The organism is Budvicia aquatica DSM 5075 = ATCC 35567 (genome assembly GCF_000427805.1).
Taxonomy (GTDB): domain Bacteria; phylum Pseudomonadota; class Gammaproteobacteria; order Enterobacterales; family Enterobacteriaceae; genus Budvicia; species Budvicia aquatica.
On the sequence record NZ_ATYS01000001.1, the window covers coordinates 224,025 to 244,145 of the forward strand.

Consider the following 20,121-nt stretch of genomic DNA (forward strand, 5'->3'; position numbering starts at 1 on the left):
TTCGGGATCAAGTAGTAATAATAAAATGATACGACCATTCAACAATTCATCCAACAATTAGAGGACATGCCATGTACCCAATCGCCACCATCGCGCTGGCGTAGTGACGACTGAGTAGGATCTTATCAAGACACTTCTCTTTAGAGTGGCATATTCATAGCCGCTTGCTGGCTTATTCCTTTTAGCCAAACGTTCCTTACCCATTAAAAGCGCGCCGACTTTTAGGCATGAGTTATCTAACTCAGGTTTACTGTGCCTATGGAATAAATATTATTAGCCTGATGGGAAATATCATGAACTTATCTCAACTCATGCAGTTAACACAGCGTCCGCTTCCTTGGGAAAGTGGCGATAAAATACCGTGGAATGAGGTTGAATTCAGCCAAAGAATGCTCAGCTCACATCTTTCACAAGATCACGACTGGGCTAGCCGCAGGGCTACGATTATTGAGCAACAGCTGAACTGGATTGTGCCAAGAATCCCTGTCGGTGGCAGAGTATTAGACTTAGGCTGCGGCCCGGGCCTGTATACTCAACGTTTGGCTGAGCAGGGTTTCAAATGTGTCGGCGTTGACTTTTCGCCGGCGTCTATCGCTTATGCCGAGCGTCAGGCAACTGAACACCGGCTTGATATTCACTACCATCTGCAAGATCTTCGCACGTTCGATACCGCTGAACGTTTCGATCTCATTATGATGACCTTTGGTGAATTTAATGTGTTTAGGCGGGAAGAAATGGTGTCAGTGCTGCGTAATGTACATCGCTGGTTAAATCCGGCGGGGCAGTTTATTGTGGAAGTTCATCAATATGATGAAGTGCAGCGCCAAGGATTAGCCGATACAAGTTGGGACAGAGCTGAATCAGGCCTGTTTTCGATCCGGCCTCATGTATGCCTGCAAGAAAACTTTTGGTATCAAGCCGAGTCGTCAGCCGTCACGCGCTACCTTATCATCGATTTAGAGTCTACAAACCTGACGGAGTATGGCGCAACGATGCAGGCCTATACTGACCAACAGTACGGTAATCTGTTACGCCAAGCCGGTCTTATGCGGGTTAATCAGGTTGATGATTGGCCAACGGGTGATACCTTTGCGAATAAACTCACCGCCTATTTAGCCAGCAAAGATTAGGTAGTCATAAAAAATGCCCGACAGTACCAAGCTGAGTTGAGTATTGTCGGGCGACGTTTTTTACCTACCGTTACCTACGCCCATCCATTAATTCTTTCCCAATATGGGGTAGCATCATTCTCCAGATTGAGAAGATGATATCCGCCGTACTGGGCTGCGGTAGAACAGGCATGATTTGGCAGAATGCGCAGCTGAGTCCCTACGGGAAAATGTTCGACATGGCCTTGGCTTCTGGAACTGATAATGCCATGTTCCTGATTGGCCGCAGTAACAATCAGATCGCCGATAGGGTTCCCCTGTAAGTCACACACGATGCCATAGCCCTGATCGACTTTTTGGTTAGCCGTTCCGCGATCTCGTGACAATGCCATCCAGCCGGCATCCGTGATAATCCACCCTTTGTCTTTTTGGTGTCCGATCACCGTAGTCACAACCGAAAGCGCTATATCATTTAACTCACATACGCCAAGCCCGGCCATGACAAGATCAAAAAAGGCAAAAACCCCGGCCCTGACTTCGGTAACGCCGGTTAAATCCTGACTAAAAAGTGCAGTAGGGGTAGAACCCACGCTAACAATGCTCACATTAACACCTAAGGATCTGAGCATATCGGCACTGGAAACCACCGCATCCCGTTCTTGGTTGGCGTACTGTTCTATTTCGGCAATTGACTTACTGTTATAAGAGTTACCGGCGTGCGTCATAACGCCACAAATGGTGACTAAGCTGCCTTGAAGCAACTGAGCAATAGCTTCAATCTCCGCATCGCAAGGCGGCAAGCCTGACCGATGGCCGTCGCTGTCGATTTCAAGCAAAACGTTAACCGGCAAGTGATGGCGTGATGCAAAATCTAAAAGAAGTTTAGCCGTTTGAAGATTATCGAGTATCAGCTTGAGCGCTGTTCCGGCCAATATTAACTTTTTTACATGCTCAAACTTATTCGGGGCAATGGCTACGCCGTACAAAATATCCGTGAATCCGTACTGAGCAAAGAAATCAGCTTCATGCAGGGTTGAAACGGTTATAGGTTTTTCAGCACCATCAAAGAAACGGCTGGCAACCTGAGCTGATTTATTGGTTTTTACATGAGGACGTAACTGAACGTTTAGTTTAGCTAAATGGGTTTGCATACGTGCAATATTGGCGTCCAGCTTTTTGATATCAAGCAGCAAATAGGGCGTTTCTTGAGTAATTTGAGTTTCTTTCATTGGCATGGTGACCTCCATAGTGACTCATTCAATATAGCGGCAGTATATTTAAGTTTAAATTAATAATTTTTAACTCTATCATTTAGCTATTCTAAACCTGATATCGGCCAGATAATGATTGATACACTCGATCTTCAATTCTTACTTGCGATCAAAGAGCATGGTTCATTGGTAGGCGCTGCCCGGTTCCTCAATGTGACGCCGTCAGCGGTTACACAAAGGCTACAGCAGTTAGAAGCCAGGCTCGATATCCACCTTATTGACCGTACGGCCAGACGACTCCACTTTACCGATGAGGGAGAGCTACTATGTCGAAAAGGCCAGACCTTATTGGAACAGCATAAAGCCTTGCTGGAAGAGGTGATGCAGCAACATGGTAAGCTGGTTGGCACATTAAAAATCAATGCTCCCTTTGGCTTTGGTCGCAAATATTTAACCGCAATTATTACTCAGTTCCACCGCTTGTATCCTCAGGTAGAAGTGTTATTAAAACTTTCCGAGCAGCCTTTACTCGAAGAGCAGGATCGGTTCGATCTGGTTTTACATATTGGAGAGCTGTATAACTCCAATCTTATTGTTCATGCTATTGCACCTAATCAACGTTTTATCTGTGCAGCTCCGGCACTTATTGAACACTATGGCATGCCGTCATCGCCTCAGGATTTATTAAATTTCCCCGCCATTGCGCTACAAGAAAATAACGAAGACACCACGCTTTGGTGCTTTGAACAAAAAAGCAAAAAACAAACTATCAGAGTGATACCGTCGCTAAGCAGCAATGATGGTGATGTCGTTTGTTCATGGGCCAAATCAGGCTTGGGGATTATTATGAGATCCCAGTGGGATGTGGCAGACGCGCTATCGCAAGGCCATTTGATACGGCTGTTACCTGAATGGACACTGCCCGAAGCGCCGGTTGTTGCACTCACCCACCGGCGTAAGGGAATGCCAGAAAGAGTCCATGCTTTTATGTCATTGCTAAAGCAGCAGTTTTCACCGCAGCCGCCGTGGCAACGTCGATAAATATTAAGCCGTTCTTAATTAAATACTTAATAATGCTTAATTTACTCTTAATTATTTGCTTACTATACTCGTTGCAAGTTTAGACAGCATTTATCACTGGTAATACATTGAACTATAAGTTTTATTTCAACTAAGGTCGTTCTACTGGTTAATGCTATCCGATCGCTTTCATGTTTATTATTCTTTTACTTAAACCTGTAGTACGTCTGTAGGAGCGAGTCATGAATCAGTCTTCAACAAGTCAGTTAACATCAGCCCGACCGGGTTCTCATCCGCCTAAAATTATTTTATTCGATCTATTAACTGCGCTGATTGATTCTTGGCAGGTATGGAATGAAACGGCGGGTTCAGAAGCGCTGGGAAGAAAGTGGCGCATGGCCTATCTAAAGCTTACTTATGGCTGCGGTGCATATCGTCCCTACGAAACCTTGGTCGAAGAGGCGGCTTTAGCGTCTGGTTTAGATATTAGTTTTGCAGAACGTCTGCGGGAAAATTGGCACAATCTTCAGCCATGGTCAGAAGTTGTATCGGTACTTGGCTTATTAAGACAACAGCACTATCAGCTGGGGGTGGTGACCAATTGCTCCGATCGATTAGGCCATCAGGCCGCTGAGCTGGTAGGGGTTCCTTTTGATATTGTGGTGACTTCCGATCAAGCCGGTTTCTATAAACCCGATCCCCGGCCTTATCAGTTAGCGCTGGATCTGGCCGGCGTTAAAGCCGAAGAGGCCATTTTTGTCGCCGGCTCTGCCTATGACCTTATTGGAACAGCAAAGGTCGGTATTCCAACCTTCTGGCATAACCGCATCGGTTTAAAAGCGCCGGAGAATGCCCCGTTGCCGATGAAAGAAATGACAACGTTAACGGATTTGCCCGCTGCGATTAATGATTATATTGGGGCGTAAGCGGCAAATAAACTAAGGATAGTTATTAATCGGAATCCAATTTCAATGAAATTTAAGCTCATGCTTCACCAGATGGGATAAATTAAACCATGTTGTTTTTACGATATCTGGAAGGGGTCTCCTGAATAATCTTACTAAACTGCCGGTGAAAGTAGCTGACGTCCTGAAAGCCACACTGTGATGCAATTACCGGCAGGGAGCGTGAAGTCGTTCTTAATAAATAACAGGCCTTGTGGAGCCGCAGTTTCAATAGATATTCGCTGAATGACAAACCGGCAAAGACCATCAGATCCCGCTTTACTGTGCTGATACTGCAGTGCACATGCTCGGCCACCTGATGGAGAGCCAACGGCAGTGTGAAATTATTATCAATATACTCTAATATCTTCTCTACTCGTTGATTTTGATAAGATAATGGTTTTTTCTTATCAGAAATATATTCAATGCCTGTATCTTCAATTAATAGCTCAAAAAGCAGAATAAGATAGCTCAGCCGGGTTAGTGGTGAGCTGGCCGCTGTTATTTTTCTGAACAAAGGTTCACTTTTTCTGGCGCATTCTGTAGAGAATTGAATGGCAGGGGAAGCGCGGGAGAATAGCTGGCTAATTGCGCGGTATTCTTCCATGCCGCTGAGCAGTTGGCGATTAAACCAGGTTTGCGGAATCAAAATGACGAAGATATCGCTGGCTTTGTTCATATAATCACTCTTCCAGGAGTGAGGCTGGTTCGGGCCAATGAAAACCAGATCGGGGGAACAGTAACTTGCAGCATGATTGCCGATGTATCGCTTACCTTCGCTGTTTAAAGTTAGCGTAAGCTCATACTCTTGATGATAATGCCACTTAAACGGTATCTCATGTAACTGAAGGTATGTAGAAAACCATGAAGTTGTTGATTCATATCGGAAAGATTCTCTTCTGAGCATAGATTTCCCGTCTGAAAAAATGAGCTAATTATTCATTATTACGCGCTGATAATTCACTAAATTAACATAATATGATGGAGAATAAATATCATTATTCATAACGCAGGATAAGAAAGATGATTACAGATTATTTTCAGACCAGCCTTCCTCAGATCAATAATATTTTGATCAGTCAAAAAGATCGGCTTGAACAAGTTGCCGAGCAAATGGCTAAAACTATTGCAAATGATGGCATTATTTATGCGTTCGGCACGGGTCACTCTCACATGATTCCAATGGAGCTATTTGGTCGTGCAGGCGGTTTAGCCAACGTCTGCGCAATGCTTGATGAGACTGTGCTAAATGGAGGTGGCGCAAGGCGCTCAAGTAAAATGGAGAGATTGTCGGGGCTCGCTGATATTATCTGGGAAAATACTCCGCCGAACTCTAATGATATGATTTTTATTGTTTCAAACTCGGGCCGCAATGCTGCTATTGTGGAAATGGCGCTCAGAGCACAGAAAGAGAGCGTATTTACTGTTGCTATTACGTCACTGACGCAGTCAAGCGCAAATGTTTCACTGCACGCCAGTGGGAAAAAACTCTATCAGTTGGCCGACGTTGTTCTTGATAATGGCGCCCCTGACGGCGACGCGCAAATGCACTATGGCGAGTACGTTACCGGTCCCTTATCAACACTCACTGGCGTTATTTTGATCAATTCGCTGCTCTGCGAGAGCGTACGGCTGTGCCATGAACGCAATATACCGGTGCCGCTGTTTCAAAGCCAAAATACGGAGAGAAAAACCAGTAATGAAGCATTATTTGGACGCTTCTCTTCAAGAAACCCTTATTTCTAGGGTAGCCCTAATCCCCTAATGTGAGTTTTCGCGCCACAGAGCATCAAACCCTAATTATTACCAAACACTTTTACCTCCGCTATCCCGTTGAAAAACGGGATTCAAGCTTTAAACACAACGTATCCTTAGCCAAACCGCTAGATAACAATATGATTCTGAGTTAATTTATTATTTCCTCATACAACACTAAGGAACGTAATTTGCAAAATACCCCAAAAAACAAAAATACCGATACCCGCGCACCAAAACGCGTTCAAAATGAATTACGCTTTCGTGCCATAACCGTAGCAAATAAAACGCTTATTGCTGACAGCTTCTGGCGTGTCGATTTTATCAGCGCTGACCTGGCCGGTTTCAATTCAGCCGGTTTTGACGACCACACCAAAATATTTTTCCCTGATGCAGGATCGAGCAAGCTGCAATTACCTCAAGTGACAGAGCAGGGCATTGTATGGGAAACGGGGAAGAGTCCGATTTCTCGCGAATACACGCCGCTATTTTTCGATGGTAAAGAAAAGCTGACCCTTGATTTCTACATTCATAACGGTGGCGTAGCCAGTGATTGGGCTACTCAGGCTAAAATCGGTGATGAATTGGTCATCGGTGGCCCTCGTGGCTCATTAGTTGTGCCTGATGACTACGGTTTTCAACTCTACGTTACCGATGAAACCGGTCTGCCCGCCTTTAAGCGCCGAAAAGCCAGCCTTCAGGCAGAAGAGTGCCATCTGTTTGCATTTACTGAACAGGCAACAGGTCATGATTATCTGGAAGATCTTGATGGTATAACGGTAAATTGGCTAGGCTCGGGGAATATGTCTACGGCGAATCTAGGTCAGTTGATTGCATTATTGGATAACATCTCTATTCCAACACAAGATTACTTTATCTGGCTGACCGGTGAGGGCCAAAGCGTGAAAATGCTGAGTGATTACTTTACCCAGCGCAAAGGATGTGATCCTACTTACGTCCGTGCTGTAGCCTATTGGCATCAAAAATAATGGTTGATTAGAGCGTAAGTTTTCTCCAATCGGGCATTTTTAACATTGGAATAAACACGCTATTTAACCCGTGTGACCATTGCTCAAGCCAACACGTTATTAGCCAGAGCAATGGCTTATAGTTAGTCACTCTCATCTTCCAGTAGGGTTGTTCCATAAGAGTTATCAATAGTACACAGCCAGCGACCATCAGACTCATTACGAAAAACATAAGTTGCTCGCCGGGTAATATTCTGTATTTCGCCTTGCCCGTCAGGAAAACTCAATAGTGTCTCCATAAGAACTAATGCATCGCCAGCGCCCTCAATGACCTGCATTTTCCCTTGTTTAACTACCAACTGGTTCTGAAAATGGTCTGAAATTGCAATAAAAGCTTTGCGTATATTTTCCTTACCATTGATAACCATTCCCGGCTTAATGACCAACGCAGCATCATCAGCATAATGCATCATCAGTGAGTCAAAATCTCTGTCGGAAATAGCGCGATCGCACGCTTGGATAATCAGTCGTATTGGGTGAAAGCTCATAAAATGTACCTAAATAATTAAGATTGACGGCGCTTTATTATCCGTAAATTTAAAGCATGATTATAGGTCCTTTTTCAATAATTAACTAACCACTTAAACTAACGCATATCGGTAATATTTTTAGTTAACGTTAGTATTTCCATGATATTTTTCTTGAATAAATATCAATCAATCATATCGGGTTAATTATCTAATTTACCATGTCAACCTATATTTCCATTATTAAACTCAGTATTTAAAGCAACAATGGTCGCTCTTATTTAAATGGTGTGCTTATTTTCTATCTCTTATGTTGTTTTTAAAAATATTATTTATTATCAGTAATATAAAATAATAAAAAACCAAATGGCACAATAACACCAAAGAGGTATCCTTAGTGACAATAAAATAAAACACTCAATACTCTATTGAGCCAACATAGTTCCATTGTTAATCCCTGCTAATTTTTGATGATCGGCACTAGAAACTTTAATTACTTTAATTGCGTGATTATCACCAAGAAAAGGCAGTTCCACCCTTACATTTTATTGATAATTTTCACAATCGCGATAACAAAGTTAACCCATATATTATTGGTAAAAATAGCTAAAGTTTTATTTTGAAAAACTATAACAAGAACAGGTGATATAAATACAATTTTATTACAGGAGCAGCATATGGGAGAACAGAAAACCAGTAGGTTAAAGGGATTTATTTATCGCCTTAGCCGATCAAACAAAATGGCTCTTGGCGGCACGCTGTTAATGGGTATTTTATTTGGGATTGGGATCTTAACCAGTTTAAACGTTGTGACTCACTATACCAGCACGGATGATTTCTGCATTAGCTGTCACGAAATGCGCGATAACATTTTTATTGATGAATACAAAAGTTCGAAGCACTTCACTAATCATGCGGGCATTAAGGTTGCTTGTTCAAGCTGCCATATCCCTAAGGAGTTTATGCCAAAAACAGTAAGAAAATTACGCTCTGCAAAAGAACTCTGGGGGCACATAACCGGTGTGATCGGTACCCCTGAGAAATTTACTGAACGTCGCGCTGAAATGGCGAAGACCGAACAGGCAAGGATGAAGGCCAGTGACTCTCAAGAATGCAGAAATTGTCATGATGTTTCTACGCTAACAAAACGGTACGTATCAATTTTTCATCAGGAATCGCTGAAACAAGGGCAAACATGTATTGATTGCCATAAAGGTATCGCCCATCGATTAAGAGATGATACGACAGCCATCCGACAAAAAACCGGTGTTATAGGTAAAACACCCTAGATCCAAATTCATTTTCCCATAAGTTTTTTCTCTCAATTTTTGTGAGTCATCGTTGATAAAAGAGGATAGCGTTATGAAAAAAATAAGAAAAGGTCTCTTACTGATGGGGGTATTCGCGGCATTCTCTACCAGCGTATTCGCTGATATAAATATGAATAAAAAGCCATCCATAAATCTGTCTAACCCGACGATTGAACCCGTTACCGAAGAGATTATACAAACCGATATTATTGTTATCGGCGGCGGCCTTTCGGGTATGTCAGCCGGCTTAACCGCGGCAGAACAAGGCGCAAAGGTTGTTATATTTGAAAAGCTACCCAGCCTTGGCGGGGCAGGCGTTTATCCGGAAGGAAGTTTGGGCGTTGGAACTAAATTGCAAAAAAAGGAAGGCAAAGGAGCAACGCTTAATGACGCTTTTAGTAAAGCGATTGATTTTCATCACTGGAGAGTGAATGCCGGCGCTTTACATGAGTTAATGAAAAACTCGGGAGAGACAATTAACTGGGTTGCTGATAACGGCGTAGAGTTTTCCGGCTTAAAAACCGTTTATCCTCCAGAGCAGTCACTGTGGACGTGGCATATCTACAAGCATAACGGTGCCTCTGTAACAAAAAACTTCTATAAAAAGATTTTAGCTAGTGGGGGGGAAATCTATTTAGAAACGCCGGTAAAGAAGATTATACGTGACGCCCAAAGTGGTGAGGTGGTTGGCGTAGAAGCCGTTAACAGTGTCACCGGTGAAAAGATCGTGGCTTATGGTAAAGGCGTGATTGTTGCTACCGGCGGATTTGCCAATAACCGCGATATGATTGAAAAGTATGTCACCGATGTAAACCAGCGAAATATGATTCCCGTTAAGCTTCGTGGTCCGCTTATTGACGGGCGGGAAGGTGACGGAATCAATATGGCTTTAGCCATAGGCGCTGATATCGCGGGTATGCAAACAATCGCAGGAAATAGCCCCTATGTCGATCAAGACCCTCCGATCAGACAGTTTAATGGGGCTGATTATCAAAAACAGGCACGAACCTCATTAAGTCAGCCATTCCTGTGGATTAACAGACATGGCGAACGCTTCTTTAATGAATCTCTCGGCTCCAGTTTTACTACGGTATACAACGCGATGACCATGAATGGCGGGGTTATGTATTCTATTTGGGATGATGCCATGCGCCAAAAGATGATTAAAGAGGGACCGGTTACACCATTTAATGCAATTGTTATCCCCGGACAGCCGATGAAAGCGTTAGATCAGGCCATTGAGATTGGGATGAAAGAGGGTTGGATGGCCAAGGGAGATACCTTGGATGATTTAGCTAAACAGATTGTTGTGCCGGCTGAGGCGCTAAAAGCAACTATCGCTAAAGTGAATCAGTATGCCGACCAAGGATTCGATCCTGACTGGGGACGCAAAAAGGAACATCTGTTTAAATTTCAGGATAAAGGACCTTACTACGCGGTCAAGGGTATCCGCGCCTATTTTCTTACATTAGGTGGCTTGAAAATGAATAGTAATCTTCAAGTTTACGACACTCATGATCAAGTCATCCCTGGTCTATATGTCGTCGGGCAAGATATGGGGGGATTATATGATAGTACCTATGATTTATTACTAGAAGGCTCTGCTTCCGGTTTTGCATTAACGTCTGGGCGTATGGCCGTTAAACACATTATTAGCACCAGATTGCAGAATTCAGGAGGACTGAATAATGATGAATAAGTTACTCAATAACCTCGCCATACTGATAGCTGCAGGGGTACTGTGTTGTGTCGGCATCTTGTCGGTAAATGCTCAAGATATTATTGGGATGAAGATGCATGAAACCGTTGGATTAGAGTGTATTAACTGTCATAACTCTGAACTTGGCGATCAAAAATCCAAAAACATGACACCAACCTGTGTGAATTGTCATGCGCCAGGGGAACGTTACTATCATGGAATGAAAGATGCGGCAGGCTATTCAGTATTAAAAGAGTATTCAGAGTCTGGCCGGATACGTACCGCTTCATTTCATGACTCTCATGGCGGTGAAATCCGATGCACAGTATGTCATACCTCACACCAGCAAAAGCCGCAGCAGCTTTACTGTAATAACTGCCATCAGTTTGACGTGAAAATTAAGTGATACTAACTGCCGCGTATTATATTGACGCCTAACCGGCTATATACATAACCGGTTAGGCGCCACTCTGGATTCGTTGAGTTATGGGCATTCAATTCAAGTCATTCGACTAACAATCAATCTTATTATCGGCCCTATATATAACGCTTATTACCACGGCTTGAAGGTTTCTTGCCTTTAAACACGTGCGGGCCATCCATGGTTAACGTAATTTCGTTACCGGTTCGGGTAAGCCATGGTGTGGCTTCGCAGCCGGTTTTAGATGTTATACCTGAAGGTCTTAGCGTAATATTATCTTGATCAATTTCAATAATACCAATCACATAGGGATTGGCATTAAAAGCACCGGCTCTATCAGGCGCCTGTATATAACCATAAGCACAATATCCACCGTAGTCTCCGCGCTTTGATCCCAACAATCTTTAACACTGTTCGCATTGATAAAACCACTGACAGGTATTTTTCGGCATAATCACGAATATCGCTGTATATTATATGATTATCATCACTAACAAATGGAATTGCGATAAGTCACATGCACATGCGAAAAAACATAATCTCAGTTTTGGTCGGTTCGGCTTTTTTTATATTAGCCGGATGCGACCGCCATGCCGATCGGGCAATCGAGGTGGCAAAAGAGTATATCATTCAAGATTTCGGCTCAGCTGACCAGGTCAAGTTTAGAAATGACCATTTTTATACCAGTGTCATTCATGGCAAGCAAATACAGGGATATGTATGTGGTGAATTCAATGATGTAAAAAATCATAGCGAATATAAAAAATACATTGCTGTCGTTTGGTTAAATAATAAAAGTGCAGGCGATCTTACATGGTCATGGTATGACCAATCATCAGAATATAGAGAGATCGTGCAGGGGATGGATTTCGAATCTATGTGGGATGATTTGTGCAAAGAACAATCAATAGTCTACGAATAAAATCCATAGACTATTGATTAATTAAATATCGGTATCCCGGCATCCTATCGAAATTCTAATGCAGAGCCTGTGCACATGACCTGACGGTAACAGCCTGATTCATTTTGTAGGGATTCACAACTATACAGCATGATTGCATCGGCATTTTTTGCTAACGCACTGACCTGCATATTTTTACGGGCAACCGATATATTCGGAGCCTTATCACGTTTGCTTTCCTGACAAGATTCACCGCTAACTTCACCCAAATCGCGAAACGGTTTACCCACAACATCTTGAGCATTAGTATAAATTGGTATTACCGTCGGATCTGATTGCATCTGGGAAGATAGGTTGGGAAGGGGTTTAGCAATAGATATACTCTGCATAGAAAAGCCGCTCAATATAAGCGTAAATAGACCGATCGTTAAAACGCGCATAATGTAATCTCCATATATTATAAAAATAAATCAATTTATTACTGCATTTTGGCTCGTCTAAAAATCAGTCATATTTCACTTTTATACGTAACGTTTATTGCCACGGCTTGAAGGTTTCTTGCCTTTAAACACGTGCGGCCCATCCATGGTTAACGTAATTTCGTTACCGGTTCGGGTAAGCCATGGTGTGGCTTCGCTGCCGGTTTTAGACGTTATACCTGAAGGTCTTAGCGTAATATTATCTTGATCAATTTCAATAATACCAATCACATAGGTATAGATCATATTGCTGAAAAAACCTTTCTTAAACTCAAAAGCACAGTCAACGATTTGATCGCCATATTCCATACGCATGGTAGGTTTAAGCGAAGCAACGGCGACCATGCCATTGCTAAGGGCAGAATATACGCTGCAAACCAGAGCAACTTTCCCCCCCATTAAACGAGATATGGCCGGATTAATTTCAACGGTTTCTCGGCCCGGATCTGAAATACTGGCGCTAATGACGTCACCGGTATGAAACACAAAAGGATCGGCATTAAAAGCACCGGCTCTATCGGGGGCCTGAATGATAGACATCTGCCCGTCGGGGCGAAGAATACCCACTCTGAGATCCAAATCGTCGTTGTCTCTGCCATCGCCATTATCGATCCAAGTTGCGCTCACCAGTATACTTTTCGGCGCTAAGGCTCCTTTAATCAACGATATTTTATGGCTGCTATCGGGCTTAGTGAGAGTCACTAACGTTTTCTTTATATTTACCGGAGCAGGCGTGGGGGCAGGTACTGCTGCAGCTTTAGGTTGTTCAACTTCAACACCATAATAATGACATAACCCCTCTAACCCTGATGCAAATCCTTGCCACACTGCGCGCGCCTTGTTCTGGCCATTTCTAACATACAGCTCCAGCACGATAATCCCGGTTTCCTGCGAGAATATTCCGGGCGTTAACTCCAAAATACTGCTGCTCGCAATCACTTGCGCAGTGAGATTATTGACTGAAGAAAATCCGCTGGCACTACCGTCCTGGGTAAGCGTAATGGCAATTTTTGTGATATTTGCCGGAAGGCGAGAGAGATCAAAATCAATACAATGCGTTAAGGTCGAACCCTGCGTAACCGGCGCGATAAATGAAGCGGCGCCGGAAGCATGACGCGGCGCATTAAAGAAAACCATACCGTTGTCATCAATGACTTTTCCGAGATCGGTAACTAAGAAAGCGGTCAGATTTATATCAAGATTGGCACCAACGGAATGGGAAATTCGTACCTGTCCTGTGGCTTGAGAAAGCGAGGTGTTTTCACCCGGCTTTAAAGATTTATTCATTAAACCTCTCCTTAACTGATATTTATATTGATATTGATATAGCTGGCATTAACAACGGATAACTTTAGCGCATTCATATGAAATCTAAAGTTATTTATTAATATTTTCAATTATTTCACTCGCAGCTACAAGTGACAATGTCACATTTAATGTGGATAGGGCACGAATATATACTCCCTACTAAGGGCTGGATTTCGAATCTATATGGGATACTTATGCAAAGAACACTCAATAATCTACCAATAAAATCCGTAGATTATTGCCGATGACGTGGGGCCACTCAGTATCAGTAAAATGGATAAAAAGGCCCATCCTTAAATCGGCTCCTGATACATCCATGGCCAGCGTTCAGCCATACGTTGATATATAGTAGCGTCCAGAATTTCTTTAACATCAGTCAGTAATGCAGGGATAAAGTTTTCTAATACCCCATGGCGGCATAGGATAGCTACTTTCCGGGTTAACCCTGGATAAAGGGCCTGACTACAGTTGAGTTTCGATAATAGGCTAAAATCGTTAGCCAGAAACATCGGTGTTGCCAGCGTCCAGCCGTGACCTGAAGCAATCATCGATAGAATATGGTCGGCTCTGGCTAACTCAAACTGAATATTAGGCCTTAAATTACGCCATTTTAGCCAATTCTGGGTTTGAGTTCCGGTTGGCGTTTGGTGAGAGTATGCAATGTAATTATGATGTTTACACAATTGTTCGATTGTTTGTTCTGGCCAGTCATTTGGCGTAACGGCAAAGAACTTTTCAGTGATCAATGGATAAAGGGATAATGAATCAGGGACATCTCCATTAATCATGGTAATAATAATATCCAGTTTACCTGCCTGAAGTGCCGTCAATAGTTCGGGTGCTGTACCTGTAATTTGGTGAATCTTATCTACTTTAGGTTGCAAGTATTTTAAAATTTGCAGCCCTGCGACAGCCACGACGGAATCAACTAAACCTAAGCGCAAAAGCGGTAACTTTCCACTCTCTATAACGTGTAACCAGTTTTGCATTTGTTTGCATTCTGCCAGAATTTTAATGCTGAATTTATAGCATTCATGGCCTAATAGCGTTGCTCTAACCGGGCGAGTACGGCGATCGATTAACTGGCAGTTTAGTGACTTTTCCAGTTGCAAAATTAGCTGAGAAATCGCTGATTGAGTTTGATTTAACTGCCGAGCCGCAGCACTAAAAGATCCCGCATCAATCACGGTAATAAATGCTCTAAGCTGATGAAGATCAAACAGAATCTTTTCCATTTTGGCCACATTATAAATATTACTAATACTCATCATTATATTTCTAAATACACTTCCGTAGCCGATCCACTTCTCATTTTAAATAAAAACCCTGTCATAGAGTGAATTGAATTAATTCAACCAGAGGATTTTTGATATGAGAGTAGATTCCGATCTATTAGGAAATATGATGATTGCGGATGATGCTTATTATGGCATCCAGACTGAAAGAGCCAGATTGAATTTTGCCGTATCAGGGAGAACGGCCGTTGATATACCGAATTATCTTTGGGCGATTGCAGCAATTAAGCGCGCGGCGGCAGAGGCAAATTGTCAAATTGGTGCACTGGCTCCTGACATAGCAAAAGCGATTAGTCAGGCTGCGACTGAAGTCATGGAGCATAAATTTGATAACCAGTTCCCAATTGATGTCTTTCAGGGAGGGGGCGGAACCTCGACCAATATGAATATGAATGAAGTCATTGCTAATAGGGCCAACGAAATTCTAACTGGCAGCAAAGGCTACAACGTTGTTCATCCTAATACTCACGTCAATATGTGCCAGTCAACCAATGATGTTATTCCGGCAGCCATGAAAATTACCTGCTGCATAAACCTGGCTGACTTGATTTGCGTTGTAGAGCGGTTAAAAAATGTATTGGAACAGAAAACAAATGACTTTAGTCACGTGGTTAAACTCGCCCGTACCTGTCTACAAGACGCAGTTCCAATCACCTTAGGCCAGCAGTTCAGCGGCTATTTTCATCAGGTCAAACGATTGCACCAATCTCTAATTGATGCTCGGCAACAAACATTTTCACTGCCATTAGGTGCAACAGCTGTAGGGACTGGATTAGCCACCCATGAGGGATATCTTGAGCATGTATATCCTTTATTACAACAAATAACCGAAGAGCCATTTGTTGCAGAAGAAAATTTTTTTGATGGATTACAAAATGGCGATGCTTACCTTGAAGTTGCCGCACAAATTAAAAAATTAGCGGTATTTCTGTCAAAAATGGCAACGGATTTTCGCCTGCAAGGATCAGGACCCAGAGCCGGCTTAAATGAACTTTATATCCCGGCAGTGCAACCTGGCTCATCAATTATGCCGGGAAAGATTAATCCTGTGATTCCCGAGCTTATTAATCAGATTGCTTATCAGGTTATTGGCAACGACCTCAGCATAACCATGGCCGTAGAAGGGGGGGAATTAGATCTTAACGTATGGGAACCTGTGATTATTAAAGCACTATTTGAGTCCTGCGGCCTGTTAACTAAGGCAATACCTATTCTTATCGATAAGTGTCTTATTGACCTAGCACCTAATGTGGAAGTCTGCCGCCGTTATGCAGAACAAAGCACCGCTCTAGCAACCGTTATTTCAACCCTGTTTGGATACAAGATTGGCAGTCAGGTTGCCATTCAGGCTTTTGAACAGAACTTAAGCGTTAAAGAAGTTGCGATCGCCGAAAAAATCCTGACGGAACAGCAGGCAGATTATTTACTCGATCCATTGACTATGACCGATCCTGCAGCGAGTTCTGCAGCAATCAATCGTTATCACCGAGAGAGCAAATAGCTGCTGTATGCGGGCTTGAATTGGCCCGTATTTATAACATCGTCCACTATAATAATAATTAGGATAATCGTATGTTAATATTAGAAATAGTTATATTAATTGGCACAATTATATTAGCCGCTCGTCTGGGTGGGATCGGGGTTGGATTAGCTGGAGGATTAGGGCTAGCCATTGTCGTTTTTTTACTTGGATTACCCCCCGGTGATATTCCCATCGCGGTGATGTTAATAATCCTATCGGTAATTTTGGCACTTTCTGTGATGCAACAAGCCGGTGGTATGGGATATCTGGTAAAGTGCGCGGAAAAGTTGTTAAGAAACCATCCCAAATATATCAATATATTGGCACCGGCAACAACGTTCGTACTCACCGCGTTGGCAGGAACAGGTTATACCGCAATGTCTGTTCTTAATGTCATTCAACAGGTCGCTAAAGAGAATGGCGTTCGGCCAAGTCAACCGTTAAGCTCTGCCGTCGTAGCCTCGCAAATAGCGATTACCGCATCACCAATATCCGCAGCAACGGCCGCAATGTATGTGGTGGTCGAAAAGATGGGTGTTAGTTTTGGCTCGGCATTGTGCGTCATTATACCAGCGGCAATCTTTGGTTCAGCGGTAGCGGCATTTGTTGCTAGTAAACAGGGTATCGAGTTAAAGGATGATCCAATCTATCGTGACCGGATAGATAAGGGATTAGTGAACTTTATCCCCGCAGACGTAAAGTTAACCGAATCTACGCCTGAAGCTAAACGTTCAGTATGGATATTTCTGGCCGGCGTATCATTTATTGTGATGATGCTGTTGTTTAAACCGCTGATAGGGCATAAGTTAGGCTCGCAAGATATTATCGTTATTACCATGCTGCTCACCTCATTCATCATGGTGCTTGCCTGCAAGGTTCCCTTAGTATCGATAAAAAAAGCACCAATATTTCAAGACGGAGCTGAATCACTGGTTGTTGTACTGGGTATTGTTTGGCTAAGTGCAACAATTATTGGTGTTCACGTACCGGAAATTAAGGAGGCAGCAGGGGCGTGGCTACGCGATTATCCGGCACTTCTGGCCGTCGTGTTCTTCTTTACAAGTGCTTTGTTGTTCAGTCAGGGGGCGACCAGTGCACTATTAATCCCTATTGCAGCATCATTAAATGTAGATGCGGGTACCATTCTTGCCAGTTTTGTTGCCGTCAGCGCTTTATACATTACCAATATCTATCCAACCACTGCCTTTGCAGTTGCGACCGATGATACCGGTTCATTCTTAAGTAAAAAGTGGAATGGCTGCTTTATTGTTAACCACCCGTTCTTTTTACCCGGGTTACTGGGGATCGTCTGTGCCGTTCCGGTCGGCTTTTTACTGGCAAATATCTTTATATGATTTAAGTTTTTCACACTAAAAATCAGCGTTATCTGTTGATACACAGAATAATAAAAACGGTGAATTTGAAGTCGGGTAGCCATAGTCGAGTAATCATTTTCCGAATAAACACTAAGAAAATCGTTAATCTAAAAGGGCATGGATGGGGAGATTGGATAGGAAGAAAAAACACGGATTTGGTTGATCACATCAACCAAATCCGTAGATTGCTATTCTATGTTGTTAGAACTTATAGCCAGCACCAACATAAGCGCCGTCAATTAGGGCATGGTTTGGTGTTTCAGATTTGCCATCAACGCCCATATAACGGTAACCGACGTTAAGAACAACGTTCTCTTTCGGGGTATAAGCAACGCCTGAATCTACTTCAACATATTTCTGAACCGCATTATTCATGCCGCGTGTAGCAACATAGCCTTCACCGTATGCATAAATATCGTTAGTCATATGAATTCTAACGCCGCCGCCAAATGGGGCTGCAAATCCATTATCACCTTTTTTAGGTGCAATATAAGCCGCTTTAATTCCTACATAGCCGTCAACCAGACCAACTGAATGCTGATAGCCAACACCGGCAGACGCAACGTTTACGCCATCTCTGAAATTTTTAGTCCACGCAGAGTTATAGAAGAAACCATTTTCGCTTGGCAGAATTTCAGCACTTAACTGAGTATGTTTATGACCCGCTTCCACACCCAGAACGGTATTAAGATCTGAAGCTAAAGCTGGTAATGAAATTAAAGATAATACTGATAAGGCCACTAACTTTTTCATAAGGATAATCCTAAATTATTGAGTTTATATTGTTGAAATTATGATTCACTACCTGAGCTATTTATCTATATAGACTCAGGTGATACAATTCATCTCCGTATTTAAGAACATCCTTTAAACTGTTTGCCGGGGCTTTAAATAAGTAATCTTCATTACAACACTTAAAACGACCACAAACCGTTTGTCATAATCATGTGACGAATCATAAGTGAGATAATTAAAACACAAAGATTCAATTAAAATAGTTATTAAACAGTTATTAAAAGCTAATTATATTAAAAACTTCTTTGATTAATAAGTTATTAAATATACAGGAGTTGTATGTACAATTATGACAAGTCAAAAGAAACCATGCAAGACATTGTTATAAAACATAAATTATTAACTTAAATGATACTTTTCGAAGCGGAATCGCGACTGGTAAGGTGATGAAAAACGATTGTTACAGTTAATTAACATGACAGATTAATCAGTTAATTAATATTTTTTAATATAAGAATTAACTGTTTTTTTAATAACTCAAGAGATATTCATCAAAATCACACCTCTGAAAATATACTTTTCATATGATTTATAACCTGGTCGTCACGCTGATCGGTACCAATTCAATGATGATTTGACTGGTAGCAAACAAACTAATACCCAAAACCCCATTGAATTTTTAAATCTATTAAAAATTCACACGGAATGTGTTTTTAAACTGCGCGATGAAAAAACATAGATCTTATGAATTTACAACATACAGATGGCCAAATATTATTCTCGACATCGATAGGGGCAAGATAATAAGGCGTTCCTTTTTTAAATAGCTGGAAACATCGGGTGGCGGATTAGCTGGTAATGTAAAGAGCCCTAGATGATTGATATCAAATAGGGCTATTATACCGGTAGGAAATAAGGGAATCATCACTAAAGGATTAATCATGGCATACCGAATTCTGACAGTCATCCTGCTGTTTATCAGCTTATCCAGCCATGCAGAAAATTGGGAGCTTGAAATGGATAAAGAGGGCATTCGCGTCTTTTTATCTACTCCACAGGACTCTTCATTTAAAGCCTATCGAGCCGAAACAATCATCAAAGCCCCACCCGGTGCAATTGCCAGCATATTGGCTGATATGTCTCTGTCCTGCCAATTAATGTACGGCTGCAAACAGGCCAGATTAATTAAACAGCAGGGTTACGATTACTGGGCTTACTCACAAATTAAAGCTGCTTGGCCAGTGTCTGACCGTGACCTCTCTATTTACAGCCACGCAGAGCTGGAGGAAGACGGCACGATTGTGGTTAAAGTATCGGCATTACCCGAAAATGTGCCCGCGGCCAAAGACCATATTCGTATAACCAAACTTGACGGTTTCTGGAAATTCATCCCTATAGATTCACAAACAACCCAGGTTATTTATCAGGTTGCCGCTGAACCGGGTGGAAGCGTTCCGGCCTGGTTAGCCAATAAGTTTGTTGTCGATGGTCCGTTTGAGACATTGAAAGCCTTCAGGCAACATGCGGAAGCTATAAAGTAA

20 protein-coding genes are annotated in these 20,121 nt (G+C 42.4%); 12 read left to right on the forward strand and 8 right to left on the reverse strand.

The window, feature by feature from the left end:
• Positions 1–293 precede the first annotated feature (293 nt).
• The gene (locus tag YWE_RS26250; RefSeq protein WP_036014691.1) at positions 294–1,130 is read left to right on the forward strand and encodes a class I SAM-dependent methyltransferase; all 837 of its coding nucleotides are present in this window, start codon (positions 294–296) and stop codon (positions 1,128–1,130) included.
• A 74-nt stretch (positions 1,131–1,204) separates the two neighbouring features.
• Here YWE_RS26250 and YWE_RS0101015 read toward each other — a convergent pair whose 3' ends face one another.
• Positions 1,205–2,344 (reverse strand): alanine racemase, encoded by a 1,140-nt coding sequence (locus YWE_RS0101015; protein ID WP_029092832.1) that lies wholly within the window; start codon positions 2,342–2,344, stop codon positions 1,205–1,207.
• Positions 2,345–2,452: 108 nt separating this feature from the next.
• On the opposite strand from YWE_RS0101015, the gene YWE_RS0101020 reads away from it, so the two are divergent.
• A complete protein-coding gene (locus YWE_RS0101020; protein WP_029092833.1) occupies positions 2,453–3,361 on the forward strand; it encodes a LysR substrate-binding domain-containing protein in 909 nt (302 codons plus the stop codon).
• A gap of 221 nt (positions 3,362–3,582) precedes the next feature.
• Complete coding sequence (locus YWE_RS26255; RefSeq protein WP_036014624.1) at positions 3,583–4,266, forward strand: HAD-IA family hydrolase; 684 nt, start codon at positions 3,583–3,585, stop codon at positions 4,264–4,266.
• Between the two features lie 82 nt (positions 4,267–4,348).
• Here the strand turns inward: YWE_RS26255 and YWE_RS0101030 are convergent, their stop codons facing one another.
• Positions 4,349–4,963 carry a helix-turn-helix domain-containing protein gene (locus tag YWE_RS0101030; RefSeq protein WP_161628756.1) on the reverse strand — a complete coding sequence of 205 codons (615 nt, stop codon included), beginning with the start codon at positions 4,961–4,963 and terminating at the stop codon, positions 4,349–4,351.
• A gap of 344 nt (positions 4,964–5,307) precedes the next feature.
• Between YWE_RS0101030 and YWE_RS0101035 the strand changes: the two genes are divergently transcribed.
• Both YWE_RS0101035 and YWE_RS0101040 read left to right on the forward strand, forming a co-directional pair.
• Positions 5,308–6,030: a sugar isomerase domain-containing protein gene (locus tag YWE_RS0101035; protein ID WP_051323118.1), complete on the forward strand. Its 723-nt coding sequence runs from the start codon at positions 5,308–5,310 to the stop codon at positions 6,028–6,030.
• 200 nt (positions 6,031–6,230) lie between these two features.
• Positions 6,231–7,028 (forward strand): siderophore-interacting protein, encoded by a 798-nt coding sequence (locus YWE_RS0101040; RefSeq protein ID WP_029092836.1) that lies wholly within the window; start codon positions 6,231–6,233, stop codon positions 7,026–7,028.
• Between the two features lie 122 nt (positions 7,029–7,150).
• On the opposite strand, the gene YWE_RS0101045 is transcribed toward YWE_RS0101040, so the two are convergent.
• Entirely contained in the window at positions 7,151–7,555 is a 405-nt protein-coding gene (locus YWE_RS0101045; RefSeq protein WP_029092837.1) for a YybH family protein, read from the reverse strand.
• A 656-nt stretch (positions 7,556–8,211) separates the two neighbouring features.
• Here YWE_RS0101045 and YWE_RS0101050 point away from each other — a divergent pair.
• The 3 genes from YWE_RS0101050 (at position 8,212) to YWE_RS0101060 (ending at position 10,949) form a co-directional block, all read left to right on the forward strand.
• Positions 8,212–8,823, forward strand: coding sequence for a NapC/NirT family cytochrome c (locus YWE_RS0101050; protein WP_029092838.1), 612 nt, complete (start codon positions 8,212–8,214; stop codon positions 8,821–8,823).
• 73 nt (positions 8,824–8,896) lie between these two features.
• Complete coding sequence (locus YWE_RS0101055; RefSeq protein ID WP_227659946.1) at positions 8,897–10,543, forward strand: FAD-dependent oxidoreductase; 1,647 nt, start codon at positions 8,897–8,899, stop codon at positions 10,541–10,543.
• Positions 10,533–10,949, forward strand: coding sequence for a cytochrome c3 family protein (locus YWE_RS0101060; RefSeq protein ID WP_227659947.1), 417 nt, complete (start codon positions 10,533–10,535; stop codon positions 10,947–10,949). Before YWE_RS0101055 ends, YWE_RS0101060 begins: the two co-directional genes overlap by 11 nt.
• 131 nt (positions 10,950–11,080) lie before the next feature.
• Here YWE_RS0101060 and YWE_RS0101065 read toward each other — a convergent pair whose 3' ends face one another.
• Positions 11,081–11,365: a hypothetical protein gene (locus YWE_RS0101065; protein ID WP_029092841.1), complete on the reverse strand. Its 285-nt coding sequence runs from the start codon at positions 11,363–11,365 to the stop codon at positions 11,081–11,083.
• Positions 11,366–11,481: 116 nt separating this feature from the next.
• Between YWE_RS0101065 and YWE_RS0101070 the strand changes: the two genes are divergently transcribed.
• The gene (locus YWE_RS0101070) at positions 11,482–11,886 is read left to right on the forward strand and encodes a hypothetical protein (protein WP_029092842.1); all 405 of its coding nucleotides are present in this window, start codon (positions 11,482–11,484) and stop codon (positions 11,884–11,886) included.
• 44 nt (positions 11,887–11,930) lie between these two features.
• On the opposite strand, the gene rcsF is transcribed toward YWE_RS0101070, so the two are convergent.
• From rcsF to YWE_RS0101085, 3 genes are all read right to left on the reverse strand, one after another.
• Positions 11,931–12,305 carry an Rcs stress response system protein RcsF gene (rcsF, locus tag YWE_RS0101075; RefSeq protein WP_029092843.1) on the reverse strand — a complete coding sequence of 125 codons (375 nt, stop codon included), beginning with the start codon at positions 12,303–12,305 and terminating at the stop codon, positions 11,931–11,933.
• A gap of 81 nt (positions 12,306–12,386) precedes the next feature.
• Complete coding sequence (locus YWE_RS0101080) at positions 12,387–13,631, reverse strand: TerD family protein (RefSeq protein WP_029092844.1); 1,245 nt, start codon at positions 13,629–13,631, stop codon at positions 12,387–12,389.
• A gap of 314 nt (positions 13,632–13,945) precedes the next feature.
• Entirely contained in the window at positions 13,946–14,887 is a 942-nt protein-coding gene (locus tag YWE_RS0101085) for a LysR family transcriptional regulator (protein WP_029092845.1), read from the reverse strand.
• A gap of 136 nt (positions 14,888–15,023) precedes the next feature.
• Between YWE_RS0101085 and YWE_RS26260 the strand changes: the two genes are divergently transcribed.
• Positions 15,024–16,448 carry an aspartate ammonia-lyase gene (locus tag YWE_RS26260; RefSeq protein ID WP_036014625.1) on the forward strand — a complete coding sequence of 475 codons (1,425 nt, stop codon included), beginning with the start codon at positions 15,024–15,026 and terminating at the stop codon, positions 16,446–16,448.
• Positions 16,449–16,519: 71 nt separating this feature from the next.
• Positions 16,520–17,824 (forward strand): anaerobic C4-dicarboxylate transporter, encoded by a 1,305-nt coding sequence (locus tag YWE_RS0101095; protein ID WP_029092846.1) that lies wholly within the window; start codon positions 16,520–16,522, stop codon positions 17,822–17,824.
• Between the two features lie 222 nt (positions 17,825–18,046).
• Here the strand turns inward: YWE_RS0101095 and YWE_RS0101100 are convergent, their stop codons facing one another.
• Positions 18,047–18,598: a YfaZ family outer membrane protein gene (locus YWE_RS0101100; protein ID WP_029092847.1), complete on the reverse strand. Its 552-nt coding sequence runs from the start codon at positions 18,596–18,598 to the stop codon at positions 18,047–18,049.
• A gap of 923 nt (positions 18,599–19,521) precedes the next feature.
• On the opposite strand from YWE_RS0101100, the gene YWE_RS0101105 reads away from it, so the two are divergent.
• Complete coding sequence (locus tag YWE_RS0101105) at positions 19,522–20,121, forward strand: START domain-containing protein (RefSeq protein WP_051323119.1); 600 nt, start codon at positions 19,522–19,524, stop codon at positions 20,119–20,121.

Bases quoted from the DNA above. Each gene is read 5' to 3' on its own strand.
- YWE_RS0101080 (WP_029092844.1), bottom strand. From the start codon at position 13,631: ATGAATAAATCTTTAAAGCCGGGTGAAAACACCTCGCTTTCTCAAGCC.
- YWE_RS0101100 (WP_029092847.1), bottom strand. From the start codon at position 18,598: ATGAAAAAGTTAGTGGCCTTATCAGTATTATCTTTAATTTCATTACCA.
- YWE_RS0101060 (WP_227659947.1), top strand. From the start codon at position 10,533: ATGATGAATAAGTTACTCAATAACCTCGCCATACTGATAGCTGCAGGG.
- YWE_RS0101020 (WP_029092833.1), top strand. From the start codon at position 2,453: ATGATTGATACACTCGATCTTCAATTCTTACTTGCGATCAAAGAGCAT.
- YWE_RS26250 (WP_036014691.1), top strand. From the start codon at position 294: ATGAACTTATCTCAACTCATGCAGTTAACACAGCGTCCGCTTCCTTGG.
- YWE_RS26255 (WP_036014624.1), top strand. From the start codon at position 3,583: ATGAATCAGTCTTCAACAAGTCAGTTAACATCAGCCCGACCGGGTTCT.
- YWE_RS26260 (WP_036014625.1), top strand. From the start codon at position 15,024: ATGAGAGTAGATTCCGATCTATTAGGAAATATGATGATTGCGGATGAT.
- YWE_RS0101055 (WP_227659946.1), top strand. From the start codon at position 8,897: ATGAAAAAAATAAGAAAAGGTCTCTTACTGATGGGGGTATTCGCGGCA.
- YWE_RS0101070 (WP_029092842.1), top strand. From the start codon at position 11,482: ATGCACATGCGAAAAAACATAATCTCAGTTTTGGTCGGTTCGGCTTTT.
- YWE_RS0101050 (WP_029092838.1), top strand. From the start codon at position 8,212: ATGGGAGAACAGAAAACCAGTAGGTTAAAGGGATTTATTTATCGCCTT.
- YWE_RS0101085 (WP_029092845.1), bottom strand. From the start codon at position 14,887: ATGGAAAAGATTCTGTTTGATCTTCATCAGCTTAGAGCATTTATTACC.
- rcsF (WP_029092843.1), bottom strand. From the start codon at position 12,305: ATGCGCGTTTTAACGATCGGTCTATTTACGCTTATATTGAGCGGCTTT.
- YWE_RS0101105 (WP_051323119.1), top strand. From the start codon at position 19,522: ATGGCATACCGAATTCTGACAGTCATCCTGCTGTTTATCAGCTTATCC.
- YWE_RS0101030 (WP_161628756.1), bottom strand. From the start codon at position 4,963: ATGAACAAAGCCAGCGATATCTTCGTCATTTTGATTCCGCAAACCTGG.
- YWE_RS0101035 (WP_051323118.1), top strand. From the start codon at position 5,308: ATGATTACAGATTATTTTCAGACCAGCCTTCCTCAGATCAATAATATT.
- YWE_RS0101045 (WP_029092837.1), bottom strand. From the start codon at position 7,555: ATGAGCTTTCACCCAATACGACTGATTATCCAAGCGTGCGATCGCGCT.
- YWE_RS0101095 (WP_029092846.1), top strand. From the start codon at position 16,520: ATGTTAATATTAGAAATAGTTATATTAATTGGCACAATTATATTAGCC.
- YWE_RS0101015 (WP_029092832.1), bottom strand. From the start codon at position 2,344: ATGCCAATGAAAGAAACTCAAATTACTCAAGAAACGCCCTATTTGCTG.